The following is a 26,090-nucleotide window of genomic DNA, read 5'->3' on the forward strand; positions in this document are numbered from 1 at the left end:
GTTCCTCAGGCCCGTGCGTCCGCGACATCCGGCGGCAGCACCGGTTGCGCGGTGACGGCGCTGGCGGCCAGCTGGTAAGTCTTGAACACGTTCCAGGCCATCACGAACATGCCGCCGAGCACGATCAGGCCGCCGCCGAGGCGGAACAGGTAGTAGGGCTTGGTCGCGTTGAGCGCCTCGACGAACGAGTACACCAGGGTGCCGTTGTCCGGGTCGGTGGCACGCCACATCAGGCCCTGCATCACACCCGCGATCCACATCGCGACGATGTAGACCACCACGCCGATCGTGTGCATCCAGAAGTGCGTGTCGATCAGCTTCACCGAGTACATCTGCGGCAGGTTGAGCAGCCGCGGCAGCATGGCGTAGATCGAGCCGATTGAGATCATCGCCACCCAGCCCAGTGCGCCGGAGTGCACGTGGCCGATGGTCCAGTCCGTGTAGTGGCTTAGTGAGTTGACCGTTTTGATCGACATCATCGGCCCCTCGAACGTGCTCATCATGTAGAACGAGAGCGAGACGATGAGGAACTTCAGGATCGGGTCGGTGCGCAGCTTGTACCAGACACCCGACAAGGTGAGGATGCCGTTGATCGCACCACCCCATGACGGCGCCAGCAGAATCAGCGAGAACACCATGCCGAGCGACTGCGCCCAGTCCGGCAGCGCCGTGTACATCAAGTGGTGCGGGCCGGCCCACATGTACACCGCGATCAGTGCCCAGAAGTGCACGATCGACAGCCGGTAGGAGTAGATCGGCCGGCCGGCCTGCTTGGGCACGAAGTAATACATCATGCCCAGGAAGGCCGTGGTCAGGAAGAAGCCGACCGCGTTGTGGCCGTACCACCACTGCACCATCGCGTCGACCGAGCCGGAGTAGACGGAGTAGGACTTCATCCCGCCGGCGGGAATCGCCAGGTTGTTGACGACGTGCAGCAGCGTGATGGTGATGATGTACGCGCCGTAGAACCAGTTGGCGACGTAAATGTGCTTCACCGTGCGCTTGACGATGGTGCCGAAGAACAGCACCGCGTATGCCACCCAGACGATCGCGATGGCGATGTCGATCGGCCATTCCAGTTCGGCGTACTCCTTGCCCTGGGTATAGCCCAGCGGCAAGCTGATCGCGGCCGCCACGATGATCAACTGCCAACCCCAGAACACGAACGAAGCAAGCCGGTCCGACAGTAGCCGGACATGGCAGGTGCGTTGCACGGTGTAGAGACTGGTGGCGAACAGCGCGCTGCCGCCGAACGCGAAGATCACCGCGTTGGTATGCAGCGGCCGCAGCCGCCCGAAGCTGAGCCAGGGCACGTTGAAGTTCAGCGCAGGCCAATAAAGCTGCGCTGCGATCAGCACGCCGACCAGCATGCCGACCACGCCCCATACCACGGTCATCACGGCGAATTGCCGCACGACCTTGTCGTTGTAATTCCCCACTGGGCCCACTCCTGAGACTCGGAATGGGCAGATGGTCAGCGATGCGGGACCCGGCCAACTTGATGCCGATCAAAAACTCTGGCGATCGCCGGCCGGACAGCTTGTCGCAGGGCACCGGACCACACCGTGGTCAAGGTCTGGAAGGCGTCTCCGAGGCGAAATCGCTGATCCCTGCAATCAATGTCAACGACCTGGTGACCAAGGAGCGGGCCGAGATCCAGAGAAACATCCCCAAGATGGGCGTAGTGATGCGCCCTTCTTCATTTCGCGCGCAGCGCAGTAATCCACCCTTCTCCAATGGACGTAGCAAAGCGTTACCCGGCGAGAAACGCCGCCGGCACGTAGGGCACACGACCCACACCGCTGAACCAACGCAATTTGAGGTAGGCCGGCAAACCCAGCAGCAGCATCCAGCGATTCACCGAATGGATATCGTTTTGCGCGACCTGCAACGCGGGCGACTCGCCAGCCACGGGTGCCCGTTCTGTGCTCGGGTGCATCCAGCGCACCCGGCCGCGCATGCTGCCGCGACGCTCGCGCTGCGTCCGGATCAGCGTTTCATACGGAAACGCCGCATCGCGATCATGGATACGGAACAGCTGAGTCTGCCACGCGAACAGCGACTGCAATCGCGGGTGTTGGGCGAAGTGCGGCACGATCCGCAACGGCCGCAGCAGCGACGCCAGTGTGATGTCCGCCGCGCTGAAACGGTTGCCGACCAGAAAACCCTCGCGCTCGAGCTGCGCGGCGATCGGGATCAGCTGCGCCTCCAGCGCCTCGTACACACCGTCCCCGCGGTTGCGATGGAAGCCGAAGCGCAACGACAGCATCGCACCGAGCACCGGCGCGGCCAGCACACGCCAACCTCGTCGGGTAAACACGCCGCCAGCAACGTTTGGCATGAACAGCTGCGACAGGACGTGCGGGCATTCCATGATCACCTGCGTGTAGCCCAATCGCCGTGCGTGCAGCCCCAGTGAGGAATCGAGCCGCAGCATCCACTGCCATACCGCTTCGCGCTCGGCCGGGTCGGCGGGCAGCAGCGGGTGCTCCGGGTAGGTCTCGTCGAGATAACGGATGATCGGCGAGGAATCGCTGATCGCCACACCGGTGATGGTGTCGTGGATCAGCGGCACCGTCTGCGCGCAATCGAAGCGCTGCATCTCCTTCTTGGTGAACGCGACTATGTCGATGCCGCGCCAGTCCAGCTGTTTGAAATCCAGCGCCCAGCGCACCTTTTCCACGTAGTGCGACCAGTGCAGCTTGTACAGCTCGATCATGAGCACTCTCCTTGTCGAGCCATAGCAATGGGGCCACCGCACCGGTGCCGCAAGCCAATACGGCATACGCCGGGTTCGCATCTATATATCGCTTCATCGCGAGATAGAGATATATACTTGTCCGCATCGTCCATCCGGAACCTCCGCCATGCCGGCCATCAGCTTCGAGTTCTTCCCGCCCAAGACTGACGAGCAGCGTTCACAACTCGATCGCGCTGCCCAGGTATTGAAGGCGTACCAGCCGGAATACGCCTCGGTCACCTTCGGCGCCGGCGGCTCGACGCTGAGCTACACCGGCGAGACGGTGGCGCGGTTGCATGCACAGCACGGCCTCAACGTGGCGCCGCACTTGTCCTGCGTAGGCGGCACCCGCGCCGAACTGGGTGCTCTGCTGGATGACTACCGCGCGGCCGGCTACCGGCGCATCGTCGCGCTGCGTGGCGACATGCCCTCGGGCATGGCCACGGCAGGCGACTTCCGTTACGCCGCCGAGCTGGTGGGCTTCATCCGCGAGCACTGCGGCGATCACTTCCATATCGAGGTGGCGGCGTATCCGGAAACCCATCCGCAGGCCGACGATGCGCTGCGCGACCTGCAGCATTTCAAGGCGAAGATCGACGCTGGTGCGAACGGCGCGATCACCCAGTATTTCTTCAACCCCGACGCGTACTTCCGCTTTGTCGACGACGTGCGCAAGCTGGGCGTGAACGTGCCGATCGTGCCGGGCATCATGCCGATCGCGAACTACAGCCAGCTGAAGCGTTTCTCGGACATGTGCGGCGCGGAGATTCCACGCTGGATCGCCAAACGCATGCAGGCGCACGGCGACGACGCCGAGTCGGTGCGCGCGCTGGGTGCCGAAGTGGTGGCGCAGCTGTGCCGGCGCCTGCTCGAGGGCGGCGCCCCCGGCCTGCACTTCTATACGTTGAATCGCGCCAAGGCGACGCAGTCCGTATTGCAGCAACTTGCCTGAGCCAGTGGACGGGTATGCTGGCGTGATGCGTCAGTCTGCTGTCTTGCTGTGCCTCATCCTGCTCGCCTGGGCCGTTCCGGTGCGGGCGCAGACGGAGATCCATCGCTGCATCGGCACGAACGGCAGTGCGGTGTTCACCGACCAGCCGTGTGCCGCGCTGCAGGCCACCCCGGTCAGCCCCGCTGCCACGCCCGCCAACGACATCCCGCCTGCGACGGCACCGCCGACCCTCTGCGCGGCCAGCCTGGGCGCGCTGCGCCAGAGCGTGATCGACGCGTTTGCCAGCCATGATGCGAATCGCATGGCCGGCCTGATGCTGTGGAGCGGCTACGGTCGTGGCGCGGCGATTGCGGATATCCGCTCGCTGGACGAGTTGATGAAGCAGCCGTTGCTGGACGTAGACACGCCAGGTGATCCGGCGCCTGGCAACGGGCCACCGGCCGCAGCGGTCGCCACCAGCGGTACGGCCTCATTCCCTCCTCCCGGTATTCCGCCCGACCCGCCGACAGCCAACGCCCAACTGGTGTTGCATACTGCAGGCAACGATGGCAGCGGAAGCCCGCGCGAATTGCGTTTCAACGTCGTCAGCCGTGCCGGTTGCCTGTGGCTGCGCAACGCCGATTGATGCGGGCCGACTGAGGCGAGTTGACGCCTGGTAGACGCGCAGCAGCTATCATGGGCGGTCACCCTTGGAGAAACGACATGGCTCAGCAATACCCTGAGTGGATCTGGCAGAACGGCAGCATCAAGCCCTGGGCCGAAGCAACCACGCATGTGATGTCGCACGCGCTGCATTACGGCTCGTCGGTATTCGAGGGTATCCGCAGCTATGCCACGCCGGACGGAGCGGCAATCTTCCGGCTTACCGACCATCTGAACCGGCTGTACCAGTCGGCCAAGATCTACGACATGGTGTTGCCGCATTCCGCTGACGAGCTGGCTGCGGCCTGCCGTGCGGTAATCAAGAAGAACGAGCTCGGCGCAGCCTATCTGCGCCCGGTCGCGTATCGGGGCCTGGGCGGTTTCGGCCTGTCCGCCGAAACCCCGATCGACGTCGCGGTGGCGGCGTGGCCAATGGGTCCGTACCTCGGACCGGAGGCGCTGCAGAACGGTATCGACGCCTGCGTGTCGAGCTGGCAGCGCTTCGCGCCGAACACCATCCCCGCTGGCGCCAAGGCCGGCGGCAATTACCTGTCCGGTCAGCTGATCGCGCGCGAAGCGCGCCGCCTCGGTTTCGGCGAAGGCATCGCGCTGGCGTCCAGCGGCCTGCTCAGCGAAGGCGCGGGCGAGAATCTGTTCCTGGTGTTCGACGGTGTGCTGCATACCACCCCGGCGAGCGCCTCGATCCTGGCCGGTATCACCCGCGACACGCTGAAGACGCTGGCCCGCGAAGATGGTATCGACGTGGTCGAACGAGACATCCCGCGCGAATACCTGTATCTGGCGGACGAGCTGCTGATGTGCGGTACCGCGGCCGAGATCACCCCGATCCGTTCGGTCGACGGCAAGCAGGTCGGTACCGGCAAGGCCGGCCGCGTCACCTTGCGTCTGCAAGAGCTGTTCTTCGGCCTGTTCGACGGCCGCACCCATGACAAGTGGGGCTGGCTGGAGCAGGTGTGACTACAGGAGTGAGTGGTGGAGCGGGAAGTGAGAAAAGAGAGATAGGCCAGCTCGCGCGCAACCCGCTCAACGAAAAAAACGCCCCGTCATGCGGGGCGTTTTCGTGTCGGCAGATTGACTCGACACCAAGCATGCGCTCACTTCTGCCGCTAGAACTTGATGCTGGCGATCGCGCCGTTGGCGTCGGCGCGGGGGCGCATCGAGACATCCCAGCCGTACAACTCGCATAGCCTGCGCACGATCGCCAGGCCAAGGCCGGCACCGCTGCCGCCGGCGCCCTCGCCACGAACGCCGCGCTGGAACAAACGCTCGGCATCTTCCGGCTTGATCCCGGGGCCGGTGTCGATCACCTCGATGCCGCCGGCGCCCACTTCGACCTGTACGCTGCCTTCGAGCGTGTACTTGATCGCGTTGCCGATCAGATTGGTCAGCGCTACCGACAACACCGAGGCCGGCGCGTTGACGTTGACGGTCTCGTCAACGATCAGCTCGATAGTCAACGATTTGCCGCGCACCTGCGGGCGCTGACTCTCGATCACATCGGCAGCGACCTTCCCGACCTCGGTGATTTCGCCACGGGTCGGGCCGCGTCGTTCGGCGCGCGACAACAGCAGCAACGCCTCGATCAGTTCGGTGGCCTGCCGGGAGGCGCGCTCGATGCGCTTCAGCCGCTCGCTCAGTTTCTCGGTGAGATCGGGTGATCCCTGCAGTAGCTCGGTGGTGCTGGCGATCACCGCCAGCGGCGTGCGCAATTCATGGCTGACATCGGAATTGAACTCGCGATCGCGCTCGACCATGGCGGTGAGCCGCGCCGAATATTCGTCCAGTGCACGCGCCAGTTCACCCACTTCGTCGTCGGCGAAGTGCGGTGCCAGCGGCTCGGCCTTGCCGATCTTGCGAAATTCGCGCAGACGATTGGCCAGCTCGCTGACCGGCTTGAGCACCTTGCGCGATAACCACAATCCCAGCACCAAGGAGAGCAGACCGAACAGGAAAACCGCACCGATCACACTGAACAACAGCTGCTGTTTGCCTAGTTCATCGCGGGTGACGTCGTAGCGGATGAATCCGATCAGTCCGTACTTCTTGCGCACGGCAAGCTTGTAGTGGTGCCTCGAACCGTCTGCTCCCGCCTCATAAATATCGTGCACGCCGCTGTCGAGCGCCTGCCAGGAAAGCGGCATGTTGTAGAGCGTGCGATCGCTGCGCATCCAGGCCTCGATGAGGTCGGAACCCGCCGGCTTGGTGGGATCCTTGTGCACTTTCTCTACAGCCTGATCCACATCCTGCTGCAAGGATGCGGTAACCAGCTGGCTTTCGACTTTGGCGCGAATGTTGAGCGCGGCCACGGCAAACAACGCGCTGAGGCCGAAGCCGAACAACGCGAAGGAGACGATCAATCGAAAGCGAAGCTTACGCCTGGACTGCATCCGGCTCGACCATCCGATAGCCAATGCCGTGCCGCGTATGAATCAGCGGCTTCTCGAATGGTTTGTCGATGGCCGCACGCAGGCCGTGGATATGCACGCGCAGCGAATCGCTGTCGGGCAATTCCTCACCCCATACTTTCTGTTCCAGATCCTGCCGGGTGACCACCGACGGGCTCGCTTCCATCAGCGCCTGCAGCAGTTTCAGGCCGATCGGGTTCAGCTGGATCGACTTGCCTTCGCGGTTCACCGTCAGCGTGTCGAGATTGAAAGTGAGGTCGGCCACCTTCAGCACGCGGCTCTGCGGACCCTTGCCGCGACGCGCCAGCACTTCCAGCCGCGCGGCAAGCTCCTGCAGCGCGAAGGGCTTGGTCATGTAGTCGTCGGCACCGGATTCGAAGCCGGTCAGTTTCTGCTCCAGCGCATCGCGCGCGGTCAGCATCAGGATCGGGGTCTGCTTGTGCGCCTCGTGGCGCAGCTTGCGGGCCACTTCCAGGCCGTCCATCCCAGGCAGTGTGAGATCCAGCACGATCACGTCGAAATCGTGCACCACCGCCAGATGCAGGCCGGTTACGCCGTCGCCCGCAAAATCGACCACGTTGCCGCGGTCTTCCAGATAATCGCCGATGTTGGTCGCGATATCGCTGTTGTCTTCGATCACCAGAACGCGCATGTGTCACTCCTGCGCAGCCGACGCACGGGCCGGCTGAGGATGCAAGCTTAACAAGCTTGCGTGAACGAAGTGCGCCGATCGCGATACGAAACTGAACGCACCATGCTACCGGCAAGAAAAAGGCCCAGATGCACGACTCGCCGTCGCCCACCTGGGCCCAAGCTACTGCCCCGATACCATCATCTGCTCGTCACCGGGCCACAACGGCCAGCGTGCCACGCAAAAAACAGTGTCCGCTTTATAGGGGGTCGCTGGTTACGGTGTGGTTAACCCGCACTCACCTGGCCGTTAAAGGCCGCCACTCAAGCACGCGCCGGCTTGCGCCGGGGCCGCGTCTCGGCCTGCGTGTCGCCTGACTGCGCCTGCAGCAGGTCCATGATTGCTCCCGCCACATCGACACCAGTCGCCGCCTCGATACCTTCCAGGCCAGGCGAGGCATTCACTTCCAACAACAGCGGACCACGATTGGAGCGCAACAGATCCACCCCGGCGATACCCAGGCCGAGTGCGCCGGCCGCACGCACGGCGATGCGCTTTTCTTCAGCGCTCAAGGTTGCCGCTATCGCACTGCCGCCGCGGTGCAAGTTGGCGCGGAATTCGCCCGGGCTGGCGTCGCGCTGCATCGCCGCCACCACTTTCTTGCCGACCACGAAACAGCGCAGGTCGCTGCCCTTCGCCTCGGCGATGAACTCCTGCACCAGGAAGTTGGCGTACAGCCCGCGGAATGCCTCGATCACGCTCTGCGAGGCGCTGCGTTTCTCGGCCAACACCACGCCGGTGCCCTGGCTGCCTTCGTTGAGCTTGATCACGTGCGGCGGATCACCCAGCAGTGCCAGCACGTCGGCGGTGTCATCCGGATTGTCGCCGAACACCGTGATCGGCATATCGATGCCTTGCGCGGCGAGGATCTGCAGGCAGCGCAACTTGTCCCGCGCACGCAGCACCGCATCGGACGGGTTCGGCGTGTATACGCCCATCATCTCCAACTGGCGCAGCACGGCGGTACCGTAGAACGTGCTGGTGGTGCCGATGCGTGGAATCACCGCATCGATGTCGCGCACTTCCTTGCCCTTGTAACGGATTGCCACCGCACCCGGCGCGATGCGCACGTAGCAGCGCAGCGGATCAAGCACCCGAACGACGTGGCCGCGCTCGCGCGCAGCCTCGACCAGCCGCTTGGTCGAATAGAGGCGGGTATTGCGCGACAGGATGGCGATTTTCATAGTAAGGCCGTCATGGGATGTCCGAAGCAGCCGGCAACGGCCGTGGCTGGGTATAGGAACGCGCCGGATCGACCGCGAAACGCCCGTCCAGGGCGCTGCGACCCAGCAACATCGGAAACAGCATATGCCGGCGGTCGGTCAGGTTGATGTCGACACTGAAATGCTGCCCGGCCAGCCTCACCTCGCTGCGGATGAACCAGCGCTCGGTACGCCGGCCACCGGTATCGGTCACCGCACGCCGATCCAGCGCCGGTGCCTCGCAGCATATGTGCGTCGTCTGGCGTCGGCCAACGTGCATCGTGAAACGCAGCCAGATCGCGCCGTCGCGCTGGAACTCTTCGAGGGTATCGACGTGCAGCGAACTGCTGCGCGCACCGGTGTCCAGCTTGGCCTTGAGCAGGCCGATGCCCAACTGCGGCAACGCCAGCCGCTCGCGCCAGCCCAATGTAATCAGGCCCGCGGTGATCAGATCCGCCATAGGGTTTCGGGATAGCTCGGATCGCTGGAGCGGGGGAGTGGAGCGGGTGAAGGGAATCGAACCCTCGTCAGTAGCTTGGGAAGCTACAGCTCTACCATTGAGCTACACCCGCGTTGGCCGGCGGATGGTAACGCGTGACATGCGCCGTTGGAAAGTCGGGCGAAGCGGTGTTTTGCCATGCGAATAGGCCATTGTTCGGATACGCCTAGGGAGAGCAGGACGCAGCAGCAGCCCCAACGCTGCATGAATCACAGATGGCGGCCAGCTGAATCGCTGGTGGCACGATCAGCAAAACTAAGATCGGACTAATTTTCGATGTGCCCATAATTGGATCGAACGGACTCACCGCGCGATGACATATCGCGTCCACTCTTATCGCGTCCACCTTTGGGGGAACGTCACATGCGTGTGCTCGCCAAATTTCTCACTCCATCACGCTTCGGCTGGCGACTGCCGGCGATCTTGTTGCTGTGCGCGGCCACCGCTCTGGTGCAGGCGCAGTCCGCCGCGGACAACGACAGCGCCGATCCGCCGAGCCGGGTGGCCCGTTTGTCGTACATCTCCGGCGATCTCGGTTTCTTGCCGGCGGGTGCAAAGGATTGGAGCGACGCCAGCCTCAACCGCCCGCTGACCACCGGCGACCGACTTTCTACCAGCCGGGGGTCCCGCGCCGAACTGGAACTCGGCGGCGGCAGCTTGCGCATGGACGGCCAGACCGACTTCGGCCTGCTCAATCTGAATGACCAACTGGCGCAGATCGAACTGACCCAGGGCACGCTCAACCTCACGGTGCGTCATCTGGATCAGGGCCAGAGTTACGAGATCGACACGCCGACGGTGGCGCTGGTAGTCGATCAGCCCGGCAGCTTCCGCGTGGACATCGACGGCAACGGCGGCAGCACCCAGGTCACTGCGTTCGACGGCGGCGCCACCGTGTATGGCGAGAACAACGCGCAGCGCACGATCAATCCCGGCCGCAGCTACCGCTTCGCCGATTCCGGCCTCGCCGACGTGACGATCAGCGACATCGATGGCCGCGATGCGTTCGACTCGTGGGTAAGCGGGCGCGACCGCCGCTATGTGCAGTCGCGTAGCCGGCAATACGTTTCCGACGACGTGGTCGGCTATCAGGATCTGGATCAGTACGGCGACTGGCAGACCACCAGCGACTACGGCGAAGTGTGGTATCCCACTCAGGTCGCCGTCGACTGGGCACCTTACCGTGACGGCCACTGGGCGTACATCGCGCCGTGGGGCTGGACCTGGGTCGACGATTCGCCGTGGGGTTTCGCGCCCTACCACTACGGCCGCTGGGCCTATACGCATCGCGGCTGGGGCTGGATTCCGGGGCCGCCCGAAGTGCGTCCGATCTATGCACCGGCGCTGGTCGCCTTTGTCGGTGGCGGCGGCTGGTCGGTCGGCATCAGCAGCGGTCCCGTGGGCTGGTTCCCGCTGGGCCCGGGCGAGGTCTACAACCCGTGGTACCGCGCCAGCCGCAACTACTACACCCGCGTCAATGTCACCAACATCAACGTGCACAACACCTACAACCAGACCACGATCATCAACAACATCAACAATTCGTACAACAACTACCGCAGCGGTCAGTCGGTGCGTGACGGGCACTATGCCAACCGCGAGGCGCCACGCGGCTTCACCGCCGTGCCGGGCAATACGTTCGCCGGTGGCAGCCATGTGCAGCGCAATCTGGTGAAGGTCGACCCGCGTCAGCTGGCCGCAGCGCCGGTGCTTTCACGCGGAGCCAGCCAGCTGCGTCCCGTCGCCGAGACAAGGCCCGCACTCAGCGCGCATGCACGCGGCCTGCCGGCTGGCGGATTCAATCGCGAAGTAGTGGCGCGCCACGCCCCGCCGATGGTGACGCAGGACGCCGCGGACGCACGGGGGCCCGGACGCAACAGCCGTCTGGTCGAGTCGCCCCGAACCGGCGTGGGTATGCCCGCATCCAATGTCCGCGTGTTGAATGCGGGCGATAACCGCGATCGCGGCGCCCGCCCCGCCCCGGCCGATCGCCTGAACAGTGATCGGGATAACGGCCGCGTCGGCAGCGACGTTGTGCGCCACTCTCCCGGTACGCCGCAGCAGCCTCCGGCCACCAGCCGCGTCACTGCGGCGGATACGCCGCCGGTGGCACGCGACAACAACCGCCCCGAAGTGCGCGGCGACGCTGGACTGCCATCGGCTCGTTTCGCCCATCCACGCGGCCGCGACAACGTGGATCAACGCGAACCGATGCCGCGACCGGGCGTCAGCTATATCTCCGGTGCCGGTGAAAACCAGCCTCGTCCCGGTTCCCGCAACAATTCGCCGCTGCCGCAGGTGCCGCAGATCGAGCGTGCCGACCAGAACCCGGGCAACCGGAACGTACCGGTACCGGCCAGCGACGAACGCAGCCAGCGCTACCAGTCCAACCGCACGATGCGGCAGCAGGACTTGCCGACGCCAACTGCACCGATGCGCAACAGCGAGGAGCCCCGCTTCCAGCGCCCCGAGCCCGCCCGTGCCGAGCCGGCCCCGCGCAGCTACGTTCGCGAACGGCCGCAGCCGATGCCCGAGCCGGCCCGCAATGAGCCGCCGCGGCGTCCGGCCTTCCAGCCGCCGCCGCAACAACAGCCGCGTTACGAGCCGCCGCCTCGCGCCGAAGCGCCGCATCCGCAACGCACCGAGCCGCAACGCACCGAGTCACGGCCGCCGCCGCAACAAAAAAATCCGCATCGGCCGAAAGACGACACCGAACAGCACTAAGGCGTGACAGCCCTCGCTCCGACTTCCCCCCTAGTTTCCGGTGGGACGTCGGGGCGAGGAGCAACGGCTGGCATCGGCACTCTCGATGCCAGTCGCTACAATGGCGCATGCCTAAAACCGATAACCCCGACGCCGATAACTCCAACCGCGAGGACTCCACACCGGAATACATGCGCCGCATCCGCAGCTTCGTACTGCGCGAGGGCCGCATGACACCGGCACAGCAGCGCGCGTTCGACACGCTGTGGTCGCGCTTCGGCATCTCTTATCGCGGTACCCCGCACGATTTCGCCGCGACCTTCGGCCGCCATGCGCCGCTGGTGCTGGAGATCGGTTTCGGCAACGGCGAGGCGCTGGCATGGGCCAGCGAGCACGATCTGGCACGCGACTTCCTCGGCGTCGAGGTGCACGGCCCAGGTGTCGGCCGGCTGATGAACGCACTGGCCGCACGCGATGCCGGCAACGTTCGGCTGTACAAGCATGACGCCGTCGAAGTGCTGGAACACGAGATCGCACCGGGCACCCTCGCCGAGGCGCGCATCTGGTTTCCCGACCCGTGGCACAAGAAACGTCACAACAAGCGCCGGCTGATCCAGCCCGAGTTCGTCGCCCTGCTCGCCTCACGCATGGCGCCGGATGGCTTGCTGCATCTGGCCACCGACTGGCAGGCCTATGCCGAGCACATGCTCGAAGTGATGGAAGCCGCACCCGCCTGGCGCAACCAGCTCGGCCCAGGCCAGTACGCCGAGAAACCCGAGTGGCGGATCGAGACGCACTTCGAGCGGCGCGGATTGAAGCTGGGACACGGCGTATGGGATTTGTTGTATCGGAGGGTTTGAAGGGCAGGCTCGGGACGACTTCGAGGGAATCCCTCCGGTGCGGGATCACGATGGCGCGCCCTTAGCCTTCGCCCTTGGCCTTCGGTTCACCAGTCGTCGCATCAGCCCGCTTATACTCCCGCTACTCATCCAGGGACGAATCGACGCAGCGTGAAGCTTCCACTGCCCCGCCGTATCCGCCGCAGCCCGCTACCCATCGGGGACGTCCGCTAGTGGGACTTTCGCTCACTCCCGAAATGGTCCTGGTACTCGGGCTGGTGGGCTTCACCATGCTGATGCTGGTGCTGGAGTGGATCCGCGCCGACATGGTCGCGCTGCTGGTGGTGGTGGTGATCGGGTTGACCGGGCTGATTCCGTCCGATCGCGTGTTCAACGGTTTCGCCGGCAACGCGGTGATCGCGATCATGGCGATAATGATCATGGGCGAGGGACTCGACCGCGCCGGTGTGCTCAATCTCACCGCGCGTTTCGTGATGCGCATGGCGCGCGGCGTGGAGTCGCGCCTCGGCGTGGTGATCAACCTGGTCGCCAGTCTGTTCAGTGCGGTGATTCCCAGCCAGGCGCTGGCGGCGCTGATGATCCCGGTCAGCAGCCGGTTGTCCGCGCGCACCGGCGTGCCGCTGTCGCGACTGCTGCTGCCGATGGCGTTCTGCATTCTCACCGCCACCAACACCACACTGATCGCGAACTCGCCGCTGATCGTGCTGAACGACCTGATCGCCAGCGCCAACGTGAACCTGCCGCCGGGCGCGCACACGATCCCGAAGTTCGGCCTGTTCAGCGTCACCCCCATCGGCCTGGCGCTGGCCCTGCTTGGCGTCGCGTATTTCTACTTCTTCGGCCGCAAGCTGCTGCCCGGCCACGAGGACGAACGGCTCAAGGTGACGCCCGGACGCACCGAGAGCTACTTCGCCGAAACCTACGGCATCGGCGGCGAGACCGCCGAACTTACCGTCACCGCGGAAAGCCCGCTGGTCGGCATGAGCATCGGCGAGGTCGAGCAATTGCACGGCGCCCCGCTGATCCTGGCGATCAAGAGCGGCAACGACGCGCGCATGGCGCCACCGGCCGATCACGTGATCTGGGTCGGTTCGGTACTGGGCGTGCTCGGCCCGCGCGATCAACTGACCCAGTTCGCCAACAACCAGCTGTGCCGGTTGTCGACCCGCATGCGCCAGCTCGGCGAGCTGTTCAATCCGACCCGCGCCGGCATTTCTGAAGTGGTGATCCCGCCGGTGTCGCGCTTTATCAAACACACCGTCGGCGAGCTGCGCCTGCGCAAACGCTTCGGCATCTCGGTATTGGCGGTGAACCGTGGCGATCAGGTATTTCGCGACGACGTGCGCGGCGTCAACCTGCGCGCCGGCGACACCGTGGTGCTGCACAGCAACTGGCGCGATCTGGCGCTGGCCTCGGAAGACAAGGACCTGGTCGTCGTCACCGACATTCCGAAGGAAGAGCAGCGCCCGGGCAAGATCTGGCAGGCGGTGGGCTTCTTCGTGCTGGCGAAGTGTCTGGCGCTGTTCACCAACCTCGACCTGTCGGTGGCGATGATGACTGGCGCGATCGGCATGTTGCTGTCCGGCGTGCTGAACATGGACGAGGCGTATAGGGCGATCAACTGGAAGACGATCTTCGTGACCGCGTGCCTCATTCCGCTGGGCTGGTCGATGGACGCCACCGGCACGGCTGCATGGATCGCGCAGGTTGTGTTGCAGCATCTGGGTGGCGCATCGCCATGGGTGTTGCAGGCTTGCCTGGCCATCCTCACTTTGCTGTTCTCGCAGGTGATGTCGAACGTCGGCGCCACCGTGATGATGGTGCCGATCGCGATCAGCGTCGCCGTCGCCACCGGTGGCAATCCGTCGGCCTATGCGCTGATCGTCGCGGTGTCCTCATCCAACACTTTCCTGCTCAGCTCCGGCCATCCGGCGCTGATGATGATCACCGGTCCCGGCGGCTACAGGGGCAAGGATTTCCTGCGTGTCGGCGCGCCGCTCACCGTGCTGGTACTCGTGGTCACGCTGATTGCGATCAACCTGATGTTCCATTGATCCGGTAGGCGACGCGGTGCGGCTCGCGGTCAAGGGCTTGGCGTCCGAGCGTGAACCGTGGCCCGAGCCCGTAAATCGCCTCAGGCACTCGGCGCCAGATGAATCGCGCCATCCTGCATCTGCACAGCTATCTCGCGCAGATGCTCGCCGCGGCACGGACCGGCGATGCACAAACCGTCGGCCTGGTTGAAGGTGGCGCCGTGCACGGCGCAGATCAGCGTGTCGTTCTTCAGCAGGAATTTGCCGGGGGCGTAGTCGAGCCGGCGACCGGTATGCGGGCAGATGTTGAGATAGCCGCGCACCTGCTCGCCGCGCCGCAACAGGATCAGGCTGCTCAGTTCGGGATCGGCCCCGCCATCGGCCAGCATGGCGTCGACGGCGGTGGCGCCACCATCGGGAATCTCGTCCAGCCGGCAGAGCGCTTGCCGGGCTGGCGATCCGGCAGGGAAAACTGTATCCATCGGCACTTGCCTCGCGGGCCGGATGGCCCCATCGTTGTCGCGTAAGTCGTTGATTTTACCACACGGATTTTTAACACATGTACTTTTCCATGCCTTCCATTCGTCGTCCTCGCCATCCGCTGGTTCGTGCCTTCTCGCTGCTGTTGGGCGTGGCAGTGATTGGCGTGTTGCTGGTGTTCGGACTGGTGGTCGCCGGTGTGCTGCTGGTCGGCGGCGGCGTGTTGCTGGCGGTGCGTCAATGGAAGCACGGCCGTGCTCCGGCAAAGCCTGCTGTACCGAACGCCGCCCATCAGCCGACCGTGCTGGAAGGCGAGTTTGTGGTGATCCAGCAGGGTCGTCCGGTCGCGCACTGAGCAATAACCTTGCGACTGAATTCGCTCCCACCGTGGTGGGAATTCGCTTGGCGACAAGCGCGGTGGGCTCGCGGATAATGCATCGTCCCCACACGATCCAACCCCATGTCCGATACCTCTGCCTGTGCCGCGGCTGAAACGCCGCGCAGCCTGACCGATCCCCGCTTCCTGATACCGCTGGCGCTGTTCGCGCTGTACGTGATCTGGGGCTCGACCTATCTGGGCATCCGTTTCGCGCTGGAAAGCTATCCGCCGTTTCTGCTGGCCGGTGTCCGTTTCCTCTGCGCCGGCGTGGGGCTGTACGGATTTCTGCGCCTGCGCGGGATGGCCCCGCCGACGCCGTTGCAGTGGCGCAACGCGGCGTTCACGGGCCTGCTGTTGCTGGGGATGGGGAATGGCCTGGTGTGTTTCGCCGAAGAACGGGTGAGCTCGGGCATCGCCGCCGTCGCGGTGGCCAGCATGCCGCTGTTCGCCGCGCTGTTTTCCGGCATGTATGGCGAGTGGCCGAACCGGCGCGAGAGCATCGGCCTGGCGATCGGCTTTGCGGGCGTGATCGTGCTGAATCTGGGCAGCAGCCTGTCCGGCTCGCGACTCGGTGCGCTGGCGCTGCTGGTCGCCGCGATGTGCTGGGCCTTCGGCTCGGCCTGGAGCCGGCGCAGGGAGATGCCGCCGGGGCCGATGAATACCGCCGCGCAGATGCTCTGCGCCAGCGTCGCGTTGCTGCTGGTCGGCTTCGCCGGCGGTGAACGGCTGCCGGCGCATCCGACCGCGCGGGCCACATTGGCGCTGGTCTACCTGGCCATATTCGGTTCGATCATCGCGTTCAGCGCGTTTCTGTATGTGCTCAGGCACGCGCGGCCGGCGCTGGCCACCAGCTACGCCTACGTGAATCCACCGGTAGCGGTGCTGTTCGGCGTACTGCTGGTCGGCGAACACGTGGGGCCATACGACCTCGCCGGCATGGCGATCATCCTGTTCGGCGTGGCGGTGATCACGCTGGCGAAGCAGAGGCGGAAAGCGCCGTAGCGCAGCTCCTGTCCGCGAGGACTTCCTTGGGTCATGGGAGAGACCGCCCATCCGGGTCGGTTCGACCTTGGTCGGCTTGCCTGTGCGGCCGGTTGAGCGCGACGATGTCGCGATCATCGATGGGAGAGCCGCATGAACGCATCGCAAGACGGATGGATGGCGCGCGCGGCGTTGCGCAGCGCTGCCTGGGCGGAACGCTGGTTCCCTGACGCATGGGTATTCGCCGCGCTCGGTGTGGTGGTGGTGGCCTTGGCGGCATTCGCTTTCGGCGCCACGCCGACGGCGGCGGTGAAAGCATTCGGCGACGGCTTCTGGAGCCTGATCCCGTTCACCATGCAGATGGCGTTCGTGGTGATCGGCGGTTATGTGCTGGCCACCGCGCCGGTAGTGGCGCGCTTCATCGACGTGCTGGCGCGCGCGCCGCGCACGGGTCGCGGAGCGATCGTCTATGTGGCGCTGGTCAGCATGCTGGCGTCGCTGCTGAGCTGGGGTTTCTCGCTGGTGTTCGGCGGATTGCTGGTACGCGCGCTGGCACGGCGCAGCGATCTGCGCATGGACTACCGCGCGGCTGGAGCAGCGGCTTATCTCGGCCTAGGCGCCATCTGGGCGATGGGGTTGTCCTCGTCGGCGGCGCAGTTGCAGGCAAATCCGGCCAGCATGCCGCCGGGCCTGCTGGCGATCACCGGCGTGCTGCCTTTCAGCGAGACGATTTTCCTGTGGCAGTCGTTCGTGCTGACCGGCGTGCTGATCGTGGTGTCGCTATTGATCTGCTGGACCACCGCACCGTCGGACGCGCATGCGCGCACCGCGCAGGATTTCGACGTCGGCGAAACCTCGACGCCTGCGCTGCCACCGCGCACGCGTCCCGGCGAGTGGCTGGAATACAGCCCGCTGCTGTCGCTGGCGATCGGCCTGCTCGGACTTGGCTGGCTCGGCCATGAGTTCGCCAGCAAGCCGGCGATCAGTGCGATCGCCAACCTCAATACCTACAACCTTCTGTTTCTCACGCTCGGCATCCTGCTGCACTGGCGCCCGCGCAGTTTCCTCGATGCGGTGAGTCGTGCGGTGCCGAGCACGTCCGGCGTGTTGATCCAGTTTCCTCTGTACGGCGGCATCGCCGCCTTGCTTACCCAGGTGCCAGGCACCGGTGGCATGACGCTGGCGCACCGGCTGTCGAACCTGTTCGTGCATGTCGCGACCACCGACAGCTTTCCCGCCGTGATGGGCGCCTACTCCGCCGTGCTCGGTTTCTTCGTGCCATCCGGCGGCGGCAAGTGGCTGGTCGAGGCACCGTACGTCATGCAGGCGGCGAACGACTTGCACGTGCATCTGGGCTGGGCGGTGCAGGTGTACAACGCCGCCGAGGCGCTGCCGAACCTGATCAACCCGTTCTGGATGTTGCCGCTGCTGGGCGTTTTGGGACTGAAGGCGCGCGACGTGGTCGGCTACACCTTCATGCAGCTCGTGGTGCACGTGCCGTTGGTGCTGGGCCTGCTATGGCTGCTCGGGTTGACGCTCGCTTATGTGCCACCGGTGATGCCGTAGAGCGAGGAGTGAGGGGAGAGGAGTGAGAAAAGAGAGAGACCACGCACGCCATGTCTTCTCTCTTTTCTCACTCCTCTCCGATCTATTTCTCGCTTCTAGAGCTCCCGCAGCGCCGTGGTCACCGGCAGCCGCGCCGCGCGCACCGCGGGGAACAAGCCGCCCACGAAGCCGATCGCCAGCGCCCATTTCAATCCGGTCCAGAGCACGGCAGGAGCGACCTTGAACTCGAAGGTGAGTTGTCCGGTGGTGCCGGCCGCCAGTGTGGACGCGGTATAGCCGTTGAATATCAACCAGGCGATGACGCCGCCGAGCGCGCCGCCGACTAGTGCGAGCAACATGGTTTCGAGCATGATCGCCATCACCACCGGCAAGCCGCGGAAACCGATCGCCCGCAGCGTCGCGATCTCGCGTGCACGCGTGGCCACCGCCGCGAACATCGTGTTGAGTGCGCCGAATACCGCACCGATCGCCATGATCGCGCCGACCACGATGCCGATGATGGTGATGGCTTTCGAGGTGCCTTCGGACTGCTTGCTGAAATAGTCGAGCGTTGTCGACACATCGGTCTGCAGCCGCGGATCGGAAGCCAGCGCCGCCTTGAACTTGTCGAAGGCGGCAGCCCCGGTGAGTTTCGCGAATACCGTCGTCATGCTGGAGCCGCGCCGATAGGCGGGGCCGACAATGCCCGAATCCGCCCACAACTCCGAATCCATCGCATCGTTCGAGTTGAAGATGCCGGTCACCGTCCAGATCTGACTGCCCAGCTTGATCTGCTTGCCCGGTTCCAGGCCGGCAAACTGGTGCTGCGCGCCCTTGCCGGCAACCAGTTCGTACTTGCCTGGCTCGAATTTGCGGCCGGCGATGATTTTCGCGTTGGTACGCAGCTTCCAGGCCTCGTCGCCGACGCCGCGCAGTTGCACGCTGCCGACATCCCGCTCCGGATCACCGCCCTTCATCGGCAGATTGGCGGCAACAACGAGTTCCGGCGAGACAATCGGTTTGCCCTGGTCATCCCTGGCGACGCCGGGCGCCTGCGCGATCACCAGCGTGCTTTCGTGATCCAGCACCGAGGAAACTTCCGCCGCCGACCCACCGCGCAGCACGATGGCAGTGTCGTCGGACCCCGTGCGGCGAAGGGTTTCGCGATAGCCGTCGGCCATGGCCAGCATGGCGACCAGCACAGCGACCACGCCGGCGATGCCGATCACGATCACGGCGGAGGAGCCCAGCCGTTGCGGCAGCGTACTGATGCCGACGGCGGTCACCGACCACGTCTGCTGGCCGCGCCGGGTCAGTACCATCCACAGGGCCAGCAGAACCAGCAGCGCCAGCATGCCCGGCCAGGGCAGGCTCAAAAACACCATCACGCCGATGATGACGACAACGAAGGTCAGCAGACCGATCAAGAAATTCATTGCGCTTCTCCTCAGCGTCCGGCCAGTGCATCGACAATGTTCAGGCGCATCGCGCGCCAGGCGGGCAAGACTCCAACGACCAGGCCGATCACGATGGCCAGGGCGATACCCAGCGCCCAGCTACCTGCACCGACGCTGGTGTGACTGATCATGCCGCCGCTCTGCGAAGACATGACCGGGGCAAGCACGCTGACCAGGCCAAGCCCGATCAATCCGCCCAGCAGCAACAGCAATACCGACTCGGCCAGCACCATCATCAACACGCTGGTGCTGGAGAAGCCGATCGTCTTGAGCACAGCCAGCTCGGAAGTACGCTCGCGCACCGCCTGCATCATCGTGTTGCCGGTCAGTAGCACCAGGGTGAAGAACACGGCGCCCATGATCGAGGTCACGATCAGGCCGATGTCGGCCATCTGCTTGATCCAGTTCGCGGTGGCTGCCTGCTCGGTCTGGGTCTTCGTCTCGTGGTCGGAATTGGCCGACAAGGCATCGATCGCCTTGGCGATGCGGTCGGACTGATTGATGTCGTTGACCCGGCTGATGTACCAGCCAACCATGCCGCTGTTGTAAGGCGTGGTTTCGTCGAACATCTTCCAGTGCATGAGGATCATCTGGCTCTGGAAGGCTTTGGCGTCCTTGGAATGCATGACGCCGACCAGATTGAAACTCCAGTTCTTGCTGCCGCTCTTGTTTGGAAAGATCTGCGATTGCAGCGGAATCTTGTCACCGACCTTCCAGCCATATCTCTTGACGATGATCTCGCCCGCGAGAATGCCGTCCTGGGTCGAATCGAACGCCTTGCGCTGTTCGGGAGCCACCTCGACTTCCGGATAGATGTCCAGATAGTTGGGGCTCACCGCGAAGGTGAAAATCTGATTGTGCGGATCCTGGTAAGCGCCGCCGAACCAGTTCGCGTAGGCAACGTCCTTGACCCCGTTGACTCTCGCGATCTGCGCACCGAGTCCTTGCGGCAGCGGCTGGATGAAGGATAGCCGCGCGCCGGTCTGCAGGCGCTCGGCGCCATTCGCCGACTGGCCCGCTTCGGCGAACGAAACGCGCACCGCATCGAGCATGCCGAACAGAAGGAACGCAGCGATGATCGATACCAGCGTGAGTATCGTGCGGGTCTTGCGCCGGAACAGCGCCGCCCAGATCAGATGAAGGTATTTCATGGTGATCGCTCCATAGCGTTATCCCTTCCCCCCTTTGGGGAGAAGATGCCAGCAGGACAGATGAGGGGCGGGTGCTCGCGGGAATGCAAATCGAAGCACGCTTCGATGCCACATCGACGCAAGAGTGTCCCCTCACCCCAACCCTCTCCCCGAAGGGTAGAGGGGGTAAGTGCGCGCGCCTTCACGCCAGCGCCTGCTCGACTAAGGTGCCCTTGTCCAGATGCAGCGTATGGCTGGCGTATTCGGCCGCCTTCGGATCGTGGGTGACCATCACGATGGTCTTGCCGTGCTCGCGGTTGAGCTGCTGCAGGAGGCCGAGTACGTCTTCGGCGGACTGGCGATCGAGATCGCCGGTCGGCTCGTCGCACACCAGCAACGTGGGATCGGAAACAATCGCGCGAGCAATCGCCACGCGCTGCTGCTGGCCGCCGGACAGCTCGCTGGGCTTGTGCGTGGCGCGATCGGCCAGCCCCACCAGTTGCAGCGCGATCGAGGCGTTCTTCCTGCGCTGTGCGCCGGACAGTTTGGTCAGCAGCAGCGGCAGTTCGACATTGCGCTGTGCCGACAGCATCGGCATCAGGTTGTAGAACTGGAAGACGAAGCCGACATTCGACGCGCGCCATTTCGCCAGTGCGCCGCCGCCGAGCTGGTCGATGCGCTGGCCGCCCACGCTGATGCTGCCGGCGCTGGGTGTATCCAGGCCGCCGATCAAGTTGAGCAAGGTCGTTTTTCCGGAACCGGATGGCCCCATCAATGCCAGGAAATCGCCTTCTGCGATGGCCAGGTCGACGTGATGCAACACCTCGACCTTCTGCTTGCCGCGCTCATAGGTCTTGGCCAGATTCTGGATATCGATCAGTGTGCCCATGGTGGATCTCCGATGAACATGAATTTTCGGTACGAAACGAACTACGGTTTTTTTATCTGAACGGCCGAACCGTCGTGCAGGTCGGCCGGTGGCGAAATCACCACGCTGTCACCCGGATTCACTGCGGCCGGCAGCAGGCGCAGCTCACCATAGGCCTGCGCCGCCGGCTCGACCGTGCGCTGGCGCGCCTGATCGCCGTCGACCACGAACACCACGCTGCGGCCCGTGCGCTGCACGATCGCCGTCGCCGGTACCAGCACGCCCTGCGGGGGCGGCGCCGTGGCGCTCTGCCTCTCTTCCAGGAACGACACCCGCGCGCCCATGTCGGGCACGACGCGTGCGTCCTTCTTTTCCAGTGCCACACGCACCTTGATCGTGGCCTTGCCGCGATCGGCGGTGGGCACGATGGCGACCACGTGGGCGGGAATCTTCCAGTCGGGGTAGGCGTCCAGCACGGCCTCGGCCGGCATGCCCGGCTGGACCCGGCCGATATAGGCCTCGTTGACGTCGACGTCGACTTCCAGCGAATCCATGTCGACGATGGTGCCTACGCCCGTGCGAGTGAACCCGCCACCGGCAGACAGCGGCGAAATGATCTCGCCGACCTGGGCATCCTTGGTGGTGACCACGCCACTGAACGGAGCGCGCACCACGGTGTAATCGAAATTCACCCGCGCCACCGCCGCCTGCGCATCGGCCGACTTAGCCTGCTTCTGCTGCGCGCCAAGCTGTGCGCGCAAGGTGTTGACCTGGGTCCGTGCCTGCTCGGCGCTTTGGGCGGAAACCAGCCCCTTGGCCGCCAGCGCCTGCTGGCGCGCGGCATCGTGTTCGCCCTGTGCCAGCTGGGTCTGGTACTGCGCCACCAATGCGTGGATCGATTCGGCCTGGGCCAGCGCCGCCTCGAGATTGGCCTTGTAGCCGCTGTCGTCCAGCCGCGCCAGCACCTGGCCCTGCTTGACGTGATCGCCTTCCTCGATCAGCACCGCAGTCAGCGTGCCCGTGATCTGCGCCGACACCGTGGCCTGCCGCCGCGCAGTCACGTAACCGGTCGCCTGCAGCACCGAACCGGCGGCACTACCGGAGCTGGGCGCAATCGCGGTGGCAGTCTGCACGGCCACCGCGCGATGACCGAACAGCATCCAGCCGGCGCCACCGAGCAACACCAGCAGCACGACCAACGCGCCGACGATCCACGGCCAACGGCCGGGGCCTTGGTCGTGATCTTCGCGCTGATCGCGCCCGATGCGCAGTTCCTTCAACAGTTCGCCGTTGTCCACTCGTATTCCCCGCCCGGCATGCCGGTTGCTCGATAGATGCAAGATTGGCCGATCGGCCGCGGCGCGATCAGGGTGCAGCATCAGCCATCGTCGATGACAGGTGTCATCCGGGCGGGCTGCCATGGGATATGGAGCTTCAAGCTCATCGAGGATCGCCTTGGTGGAGAAAGGGGCGCTTTCCATCACGACGAACGAGATTGAAGAAAATCGACATCCGCTTGGCAACCTCCTGGAACCCTGCGGTCATGGCTGCGCGATGGCCCGGAACTGCGCGGAGAGTAACCTTCTTCGCGTTGCAGCCGCCATCCCGCGCAGATCCGGAGTATAGGCACGACGGCATGCATATGCTTTGCTACGCTTGCTGGCATGACCTACGCCATCGCCACTCCCGTCCCGCCGAGCCTGCCGATCACCGGCAGCGACCTGCGTTTTCCGATCCGCCGGGTGTTCTGCATCGGCCGCAACTACGCCGAGCATGCGCGCGAGATGGGCGCCACGGTGGACACAGCGGCACCGATGTTTTTCAGCAAGCCAGCCGATGCGGTCGTCAGCGACGGTGCCGATGTGCCGTATCCGCAAGCTACCAGCGACCTCCATCATGAAGTGGAGATGGTGGTGGCGCTGGGCGCTGGTGGCAGCGACCTCACCCCGGAACAAGGCGCCGCACTGGTCTGGGGTTATGGCGTGGGGCTGGACCTGACCCGCCGCGACCTGCAGGCGCAGGTCAAGGCCAAGGGACATCCGTGGGACATCGCCAAGGGGTTCGATCATTCCGCGCCGGTCTCGGCGTTGCGTCCGGCAGCCGAAGTGACATTGACTGCGGACAGCATGCTGCGATTGAGCGTGAACGGCGAGCTGCGCCAGCAGACCCGACTCGGCGACATGGTGCATGGCGTGCCGCAAATCATTGCAGCGCTGTCCACGCTGTTCGAACTGAAGGCAGGCGACCTGATCTTTACGGGCACGCCAGCCGGCGTTGCTGCGTTGCACCGCGGCGACCGCTTTCATGCCGAGCTGATCGGGGTCGCCGAACTGGATGGACGGATCGTCTGAATTCCTGCCCCGGACCACTGTGCCGGTCCGTTGGCTCTGCGCTAAAGTTCACTGGCCATCCGGCCCAATCCATGGAGAAAGAGCATGAGCATGCTGCAGGAATTCAAGGCCTTCGCCATGCGCGGCAGCGTCGTTGATCTGGCGGTCGGCGTCGTCATCGGCGGTGCGTTCGGCAAGATCGTCAGTTCGCTGGTCGACAAGATCATCATGCCGCCGATCGGCATGCTGACCGGCGGCATCGACTTCAGTCAGCTCAAATGGGTGCTCAAGCCCGGCGACGACAGCGATCCCAAGCACAAGATCGCCGAAGTGGCGATCGGCTATGGCGACTTCATCAACACCATCATCACCTTCCTCATCATCGCAGCTGCGATCTTCTTGGTGGTCAAGGCCATCAACCGCATGCAGAAGAAACAGGAAGAAGCTCCGGCCGCGCCACCGGCCGATGTGGTCCTGCTCACCGAGATCCGCGACCTGCTGAAGAACAAGTCGTAAGGCGATGATGCATTCCGGGGTCCGGGCCATTTCCTGTGGCCCGGCCCTTGTCGTTTTTGCGACAGGCATGACTTATGGCCTAAGCGCTAGTTGACGGTCGCGCCATAATCGGGATTCCCCCAGCGGAGTCCCCCGATGCGCCCTCTTCCCCTCACCTTGCTCGCCGCCAGCCTGCTGCTGGCCACGGGTATTGCCAGCGCCGCCGATCCGGCCACCACGATTCCCGCCACCGCCATAAAGACGGCCGAACAACTGCGCGACAAGGCGATGCATGACGACACCGGCTACCGGATCGTCGAGTCGCTGACCACCGAGATCGGCCCGCGCCTGGCCGGCAGCGATGCCGACCAGCGCGCCCGCGACTGGGCCGTGGCGAAGTTCAAGGCACTCGGCTACGACAAGGTCTACACCGAGCAGGTGAAATTTCCGCTGTGGGTGCGCCGCAGCGAACACGGTGCGATCGTCGCACCCTTCTCGCAGCCGCTGGTATTGACCGCGCTGGGTTATTCGCCGGGCACGCCGAAAGGCGGGCTCACCGCCGAGGTGGTGAAGTTCGACAGCCTGGATGCGCTGAAAGCAGCCGACCCGGCCAGTGTGAAAGGCAAGATCGTCTACATCGGCTTTCGCATGCAGCGCGCCAAGGATGGTCACGATTACGGCATGGGCTCGGCCGTGCGCACCGCCGGCCCGCCGATCGCCGCCGCCAAGGGCGCTGCCGGCTATCTGCTGCGCTCGGTCGGCACCGACGCGGATCAGCGCATTGCGCACACCGGCGTGACCGGTTTCCGCGATCCGACCAAGGCGATTCCCGCCGCGGCGCTGTCCAACCCCGACGCCGACCAGCTCGAGCGCGTGCTGGCCTATGGCAAACCGGTGACGCTCAAGCTGGACCTGGACTGCGGTGTGGTCGGCGAATACACCGGCGCCAACGTGATCGGCGAGATCACCGGCCGCAAGCATCCCGATCAGGTAGTGGCGATCGGCGGGCATCTCGATTCGTGGGATCCGGGCACCGGCGCGATCGACGACGGCGCGGGCGTGGCGATCGCGATGGCGGCCGGCAAGCTGATTCACGACCTGCCGCAACGGCCCGACCGCACGATCCGGGTGATCGCGTTCGCGAACGAGGAGATGGGCCTGTGGGGCGGCCGCGCTTATGCCGACAAGCACGCCGGCGAAGTGGCGAAGTTCCAGCTCGGCACGGAATCGGACTTCGGCGCCGGCCCGGTCTGGCGCATGAGCGCCAGCGTGAAGCCGGAAGCGCGCGGCGCGATCACCCAGATCGCGAATGTGCTGGAGCCGATCGGCGTCGCCTATGACGCCAAGAAGCCCGGCGGCGGCGGTTCGGATCTGTCCCAGATGCATGGCAAGGGCATGGCCGCGCTGACGCTGACCCAGGACGGCACGAACTACTTCGACTGGCACCACACGCCGAACGACACGCTGGACAAGATCGACCCGAAGCAGCTGGCGCAGAACGTGGCGGTATATGCCTCGTTCTCGTACATGGCCGCACAGGCGGACGGCGACTTCGGCTCCGCTCCCGGCGCGTTCGCCGGCGACGGCGCCGCCGACTGACCCGGCTCTGCTCCCTCCCCTGCGAACGCAGGGGAGGCTCAGGGCGGCGGCACAAGGCCACCCCGCCACCGACTGAAT

At 64.8% G+C, this 26,090-nt stretch carries 23 protein-coding genes and 1 tRNA gene; 12 read left to right on the top strand and 12 right to left on the bottom strand.

The window, feature by feature from the left end:
• Positions 1 to 5 precede the first annotated feature (5 nt).
• Positions 6 to 1,439, bottom strand: a complete 1,434-nt coding sequence (gene ccoN, locus BUA26_RS05525) for a cytochrome-c oxidase, cbb3-type subunit I (protein ID WP_072758566.1) — start codon at positions 1,437 to 1,439, stop codon at positions 6 to 8.
• A 314-nt stretch (positions 1,440 to 1,753) separates the two neighbouring features.
• Complete coding sequence (locus BUA26_RS05530; RefSeq protein WP_072758568.1) at positions 1,754 to 2,719, bottom strand: glutathione S-transferase family protein; 966 nt, start codon at positions 2,717 to 2,719, stop codon at positions 1,754 to 1,756.
• A 148-nt stretch (positions 2,720 to 2,867) separates the two neighbouring features.
• Between BUA26_RS05530 and metF the strand changes: the two genes are divergently transcribed.
• The 3 genes from metF (at position 2,868) to BUA26_RS05545 (ending at position 5,312) form a co-directional block, all read left to right on the top strand.
• The gene (metF, locus tag BUA26_RS05535) at positions 2,868 to 3,692 is read left to right on the top strand and encodes a methylenetetrahydrofolate reductase [NAD(P)H] (RefSeq protein ID WP_072758570.1); all 825 of its coding nucleotides are present in this window, start codon (positions 2,868 to 2,870) and stop codon (positions 3,690 to 3,692) included.
• Between the two features lie 25 nt (positions 3,693 to 3,717).
• Complete coding sequence (locus tag BUA26_RS05540) at positions 3,718 to 4,317, top strand: DUF4124 domain-containing protein (protein ID WP_072758572.1); 600 nt, start codon at positions 3,718 to 3,720, stop codon at positions 4,315 to 4,317.
• A gap of 77 nt (positions 4,318 to 4,394) precedes the next feature.
• Positions 4,395 to 5,312, top strand: a complete 918-nt coding sequence (locus BUA26_RS05545) for a branched-chain amino acid transaminase (RefSeq protein ID WP_072758574.1) — start codon at positions 4,395 to 4,397, stop codon at positions 5,310 to 5,312.
• Between the two features lie 149 nt (positions 5,313 to 5,461).
• Here BUA26_RS05545 and BUA26_RS05550 read toward each other — a convergent pair whose 3' ends face one another.
• The 5 genes from BUA26_RS05550 to BUA26_RS05570 form a co-directional block, all read right to left on the bottom strand.
• On the bottom strand, positions 5,462 to 6,742 hold the full coding sequence (locus BUA26_RS05550; protein ID WP_072758576.1) for a sensor histidine kinase: 1,281 nt from the start codon (positions 6,740 to 6,742) through the stop codon (positions 5,462 to 5,464).
• Positions 6,726 to 7,412 carry a response regulator transcription factor gene (locus tag BUA26_RS05555; protein ID WP_007809337.1) on the bottom strand — a complete coding sequence of 229 codons (687 nt, stop codon included), beginning with the start codon at positions 7,410 to 7,412 and terminating at the stop codon, positions 6,726 to 6,728. Before BUA26_RS05555 ends, BUA26_RS05550 begins: the two co-directional genes overlap by 17 nt.
• 302 nt (positions 7,413 to 7,714) lie before the next feature.
• A complete protein-coding gene (gene rimK / locus BUA26_RS05560; protein ID WP_072758578.1) occupies positions 7,715 to 8,635 on the bottom strand; it encodes a 30S ribosomal protein S6--L-glutamate ligase in 921 nt (306 codons plus the stop codon).
• A 10-nt stretch (positions 8,636 to 8,645) separates the two neighbouring features.
• Positions 8,646 to 9,113, bottom strand: coding sequence for an ATP-dependent zinc protease family protein (locus BUA26_RS05565; RefSeq protein WP_072758580.1), 468 nt, complete (start codon positions 9,111 to 9,113; stop codon positions 8,646 to 8,648).
• Positions 9,114 to 9,151: 38 nt separating this feature from the next.
• Positions 9,152 to 9,225: transfer RNA gene (locus BUA26_RS05570), tRNA-Gly, on the bottom strand.
• Between the two features lie 290 nt (positions 9,226 to 9,515).
• On the opposite strand from BUA26_RS05570, the gene BUA26_RS05575 reads away from it, so the two are divergent.
• From BUA26_RS05575 to BUA26_RS05585, 3 genes are all read left to right on the top strand, one after another.
• Positions 9,516 to 11,876 (top strand): FecR family protein, encoded by a 2,361-nt coding sequence (locus BUA26_RS05575; protein WP_072758582.1) that lies wholly within the window; start codon positions 9,516 to 9,518, stop codon positions 11,874 to 11,876.
• Between the two features lie 107 nt (positions 11,877 to 11,983).
• The gene (gene trmB, locus BUA26_RS05580) at positions 11,984 to 12,715 is read left to right on the top strand and encodes a tRNA (guanosine(46)-N7)-methyltransferase TrmB (RefSeq protein ID WP_072758583.1); all 732 of its coding nucleotides are present in this window, start codon (positions 11,984 to 11,986) and stop codon (positions 12,713 to 12,715) included.
• 236 nt (positions 12,716 to 12,951) lie between these two features.
• A complete protein-coding gene (locus tag BUA26_RS05585; RefSeq protein ID WP_072758585.1) occupies positions 12,952 to 14,769 on the top strand; it encodes an SLC13 family permease in 1,818 nt (605 codons plus the stop codon).
• 80 nt (positions 14,770 to 14,849) lie between these two features.
• Here BUA26_RS05585 and BUA26_RS05590 read toward each other — a convergent pair whose 3' ends face one another.
• Positions 14,850 to 15,230, bottom strand: a complete 381-nt coding sequence (locus BUA26_RS05590; RefSeq protein WP_072758588.1) for a Rieske (2Fe-2S) protein — start codon at positions 15,228 to 15,230, stop codon at positions 14,850 to 14,852.
• 77 nt (positions 15,231 to 15,307) lie between these two features.
• Here BUA26_RS05590 and BUA26_RS05595 point away from each other — a divergent pair, with 77 nt between their 5' ends.
• The 3 genes from BUA26_RS05595 (at position 15,308) to BUA26_RS05605 (ending at position 18,154) form a co-directional block, all read left to right on the top strand.
• Positions 15,308 to 15,583, top strand: a complete 276-nt coding sequence (locus tag BUA26_RS05595) for a hypothetical protein (protein WP_072758590.1) — start codon at positions 15,308 to 15,310, stop codon at positions 15,581 to 15,583.
• Positions 15,584 to 15,688: 105 nt separating this feature from the next.
• A complete protein-coding gene (gene yedA, locus BUA26_RS05600) occupies positions 15,689 to 16,609 on the top strand; it encodes a drug/metabolite exporter YedA (protein WP_072758592.1) in 921 nt (306 codons plus the stop codon).
• Positions 16,610 to 16,765: 156 nt separating this feature from the next.
• A complete protein-coding gene (locus tag BUA26_RS05605) occupies positions 16,766 to 18,154 on the top strand; it encodes a short-chain fatty acid transporter (RefSeq protein ID WP_072760090.1) in 1,389 nt (462 codons plus the stop codon).
• A gap of 95 nt (positions 18,155 to 18,249) precedes the next feature.
• On the opposite strand, the gene BUA26_RS05610 is transcribed toward BUA26_RS05605, so the two are convergent.
• The 4 genes from BUA26_RS05610 to BUA26_RS05625 form a co-directional block, all read right to left on the bottom strand.
• A complete protein-coding gene (locus tag BUA26_RS05610) occupies positions 18,250 to 19,569 on the bottom strand; it encodes an ABC transporter permease (RefSeq protein ID WP_072758594.1) in 1,320 nt (439 codons plus the stop codon).
• An 11-nt stretch (positions 19,570 to 19,580) separates the two neighbouring features.
• Positions 19,581 to 20,741: an ABC transporter permease gene (locus BUA26_RS05615; protein ID WP_072758596.1), complete on the bottom strand. Its 1,161-nt coding sequence runs from the start codon at positions 20,739 to 20,741 to the stop codon at positions 19,581 to 19,583.
• A 181-nt stretch (positions 20,742 to 20,922) separates the two neighbouring features.
• Positions 20,923 to 21,609, bottom strand: a complete 687-nt coding sequence (locus tag BUA26_RS05620) for an ABC transporter ATP-binding protein (RefSeq protein ID WP_072758597.1) — start codon at positions 21,607 to 21,609, stop codon at positions 20,923 to 20,925.
• A gap of 41 nt (positions 21,610 to 21,650) precedes the next feature.
• Positions 21,651 to 22,886, bottom strand: coding sequence for an efflux RND transporter periplasmic adaptor subunit (locus BUA26_RS05625; RefSeq protein ID WP_072758599.1), 1,236 nt, complete (start codon positions 22,884 to 22,886; stop codon positions 21,651 to 21,653).
• Positions 22,887 to 23,252: 366 nt separating this feature from the next.
• Between BUA26_RS05625 and BUA26_RS05630 the strand changes: the two genes are divergently transcribed.
• From BUA26_RS05630 to BUA26_RS05640, 3 genes are all read left to right on the top strand, one after another.
• Positions 23,253 to 23,939, top strand: coding sequence for a fumarylacetoacetate hydrolase family protein (locus tag BUA26_RS05630; protein ID WP_072758601.1), 687 nt, complete (start codon positions 23,253 to 23,255; stop codon positions 23,937 to 23,939).
• Between the two features lie 84 nt (positions 23,940 to 24,023).
• The gene (gene mscL / locus BUA26_RS05635; protein ID WP_072758603.1) at positions 24,024 to 24,434 is read left to right on the top strand and encodes a large-conductance mechanosensitive channel protein MscL; all 411 of its coding nucleotides are present in this window, start codon (positions 24,024 to 24,026) and stop codon (positions 24,432 to 24,434) included.
• Between the two features lie 135 nt (positions 24,435 to 24,569).
• Positions 24,570 to 26,012, top strand: coding sequence for a M20/M25/M40 family metallo-hydrolase (locus BUA26_RS05640; RefSeq protein WP_072758605.1), 1,443 nt, complete (start codon positions 24,570 to 24,572; stop codon positions 26,010 to 26,012).
• Positions 26,013 to 26,090 lie beyond the last annotated feature (78 nt).

Origin of the sequence: Rhodanobacter sp. OK091 (assembly GCF_900142825.1) — a bacterium.
Taxonomy (GTDB): Bacteria; Pseudomonadota; Gammaproteobacteria; order Xanthomonadales; family Rhodanobacteraceae; genus Rhodanobacter.